The 3,717-nt window shown below is 36.5% G+C and carries 2 protein-coding genes; both read right to left on the reverse strand.

Annotation, left to right across the window (positions count from 1 at the left end):
* Positions 1-251: 251 nt before the first annotated feature.
* Positions 252-1,055 carry a phosphoadenosine phosphosulfate reductase gene (gene cysH / locus ACP6PK_RS06665; RefSeq protein WP_426558835.1) on the reverse strand — a complete coding sequence of 268 codons (804 nt, stop codon included), beginning with the start codon at positions 1,053-1,055 and terminating at the stop codon, positions 252-254.
* Between the two features lie 351 nt (positions 1,056-1,406).
* Complete coding sequence (locus ACP6PK_RS06670; RefSeq protein ID WP_426558837.1) at positions 1,407-3,158, reverse strand: Rqc2 family fibronectin-binding protein; 1,752 nt, start codon at positions 3,156-3,158, stop codon at positions 1,407-1,409.
* Positions 3,159-3,717 lie beyond the last annotated feature (559 nt).

Below are 3,717 nucleotides of genomic sequence, written 5' to 3' on the forward strand. Positions count from 1 at the left end.
AATGAAATTTCCTTCTATTCCTATATACCCAATCATCAAATTCATTTTCTGAAGCTCACGCCGGATGTGGATAAATAATGAAATTTCCTTCTATTCCTATATACCCAATCATCAAATTCATTTTCTGAAGCACACGGCAGATGTAGATGGGTCATTATTCATCTACATCGGCATTTAATAATTTATTTCCCCTGGTTTTATACAACCCCTAAAATTTTGCTTTTCTTCCCTTCTGCCTTCTGCCTTCCTTCTTACAATAAACTAGAATCAAGACTTTGAGCTTCAGCTTTTGTTTCTGGTAAATGTAGGCCACACTCCTGCTTAAGACCATGAAAGCGAGTATCCCTTTCATCTGTATCATCAGCAGTCAGAGGACGACTAGAATGCCAATCTCCCACAGTAGTGTATCCCAAATCGAAAAATGGATGATAAGGCAAATCGTGGGCTGTCAAATATTGATAAATATCCCGTGAATGCCAACTAAGTATCGGTAAAATCTTATATATATCCGACTGTTTACCAATCCGATCTAAACCTTGGCGGTGCTTAGTTTGGTCTCCCCTTAACCCAGTTAACCAACAAGTTGCCCTAAGCTCTTTCAATGCTCGTTGCATGGGTTCTACCTTGCGAATTTGGTCATAGCGGTTGAGGGAATCAACATCTTTTTCAGCCCAAAGTCGGCCATATATAGCTTCCATTCGAGCTGGACTAATAGGAGACTGATATACTTTAAGATTAAGTTTAAGTCGTTCTGTCAACTCTTCAGCAAATTTATAGGTTTCTTCTGGTAAATATCCTGTATCAATCCAGATCACAGGAATATTAGGTACAACACTTGTAACTAGATGTAACATAACAGCAGCTTGGATACCAAAACTGGTAGTCATAATTAGACCTTCCCCAAAAGTTTCATATCCCCACTTCACCAAAGTATGAGCATCTGCTTGGCTAAGTTCCTGGTTTATAGCCTCAAGATTAAGTTCTGGTATATATCTGTAATCTTGATGATTGTATTGTTTCTCTTCTTTAAGTGCGATTGGACTATTATGTAACATAAGTTATTACCAATAAAATTCTCGGTATAAAGATTTATGATTTATCATACGTTACTAATAACCTCCTAATGAGAGATAATTGATACTATTTTGGTCTTTATTAAGACTATTTTTTCTCTAGAGATGCTCTCGTGTTACAAAAAGCTTTTTTTGTCGTATAATTAAAGAAATAAAAAAAGACCAATTTAGCAAAACTAACTGGTCTAGGTATTAAATATGTTCCGTTGTTATTTCTGTGAGATAAACCTCTGGCTACGCATTCCCAAGTTCGCAGCGTTTAGCGGGTTATTAGGTCTCACTTTGTTTTCTGTACTTATTGTAACAAACTATTGAGAAATTTATTAAAAAAATTTAAAAATCAAGAGTAATTGACTTCTGGTTTATGTGGACTTCCGCACTTTGTGGCTTACCCCACAAAACCTGCTCCTGCTTATAAACAACCATGCCAGGTTTTGCCCCCTTGGGTTTATAAACAAACTTAGGTTTTGTATAAATTACTGGAACTACTTCACTTTGACGGGCACGACTATAAAAGGCACTCATATCTGCAACAAACTGGAGATCAACCTCATCAGGTATTGCTCCAGCATCCAGTCGCAACAAAACATGACTGCCTGGAATTTCTTGAGTATGAAACCAAATATCATAATCTCCTGCCACTCGAAAAGTCAAGATGTCATTTTGGCGGTTATTACGACCTACTAATAATTCCAAGCCACTAGGAGTTTGGTAACGATAAAATTCTGTATCCTTTTTATTATCTTGGTGATGATGTTCTGGCGCATTAAGATAACCTTGTTGAATCAACTCATCCCGAATTTCCTGCAAAGTCTGTAAATCTTCAGGACTTTGGTAAATATCTAACTGAGACAAAAAAGTTTTTATTTGTTCCAAATAATCAATTTCTGCTTGAACTTCTGCCAAAAGTGGCTCAACTGCTGTACGCGCCCTTTTTAACTTTTGGTGCTTTTTATAAATACTTTGGGCATTCTGGACGGCATTTTTTTCCGGGTCTAATTTTATAGCCACAGCTTCTCCCGTTTCAAAGTCTGCAAGGGAGATATTTTTCATCCCTGGTTGCCATTCCTGAAGATTGGCCATAAGTAGATCGGCTTGCGATCGCAATAACTCTGCCCCATCCGACTGTTTTAAACGCTCTGTAAAAGTATCAGCCTTTAGCTGTAACTTAGCAGTAATACTATTAAGTTTTTGACTAATTTGATGATGGAGTTGACTAAACTCTTGCTGATTAAGGTGTTGAGTATAATAGCTATTTAGTAATTCATTAACAGTATTAACAGATTCTATTCCTCCCCAACCTGTTACACTATATCCTGTAGATGTCCAACTAGGATAAAAGTCTAATTTTTCCAAAATTCCCAGCCATTTTTGCCAAAGTAGAAATAATTTCTCCCAGTCTGAAGTAGTCAGGTCATCTGTAGATTTTTGTGGGTCTAGACCAGCAGTTTCAATCATTGGTTGTATCAATGCCTTGCTCAAACCACGATAATTTTTAATTAAATTTCGCCATAATGAACCAGGAACTAAACTAATTCTTTCTTGCCACTCCTGTTGAGTTTCTTGGAGGTTAGGAATAGGATTAGTTAGAGATGGTGGAAGTTCATAAGGTTGACCAGTTTGAATTTGACGGACACTAGACTGTTGACTATTAACTTGATGGGCACAGGTAACAACCAAATTATTAGCAGTGGTAAGAATAACATTACTATATTTAGTCATAACTTCTACATAAAGATGCCATAGAGGAGCTTCTCCAGGACGTTTTGCAAATTGAAAATCCAAAACCCTTTCCCAAGGAGAAACTTCAGCAATAGCTATTAAAGCTAACCCACCTAACTGATGTTTTAGTTGTTGACTAAAAGTAAATGTATCAGGAATACGAGGCGGAGGGTTGCCGAGACAGATACGAGCAGCTTGAGGATGCCAAGAAATATCTAGCCAACCTCGTTTTTTGATAGTTCGGAGGGCTAAAGAAATGGTAAAGCGGTCGCGCTGATATACTTGTTCTAACCTAGCCGGGAGCCATTGGTTGCGGAGTTCAGAACAAGAAGCTATGAGAGTTGTATAGTCAACAGGTTGCACAGTCAGATTAGAATCAAAACTTTCAAGTTAAATGTTCAATATTATCTCAAATTGGGAATTACGCATTTTTAAGTTCTAAATTTTACAATTCTCATAAAACAAACATGGATGCTCCTTATTTATATTATGATGCTTCTGCGTAAGTCCTATTAATCTAAATTTACAGGAATTTCCACAATTATGAGAAATGGGCAATAGGTAGAAAATATTCATTAAATATTCATCTCAACGTTGCTTGGAGACCCGCGTTCTTCATTAGCTTTCTCACATATTACTTCTGATTTTTGATTTTAATTTTCCTGTAGCTAGGCGTGTCTAGTCTCTCAGAGAAACTATAGCGCTATAGATTTAGATGAATAAATTGATAAATCTCAAAACTTTACTTTGTCAGAGATTACTTTTGATTTTTGATTTTAATTTTCCTGTGGCTAGGCGTGTCTAGTCTCTCAGAGAAACTATAGCGCTATAGATTTAGATGAATAAATTGATAAATCTCAAAACTTTACTTTGTCAGAGATTACTTTTGATTTTTGATTTTAATTTTCCTGTGGCTAGGCGT

Origin of the sequence: Dapis hubbardiae BLCC-M172, from assembly GCF_050016015.1 — a bacterium.
Taxonomy (GTDB): Bacteria; Cyanobacteriota; Cyanobacteriia; order Cyanobacteriales; family Microcoleaceae; genus Trichodesmium.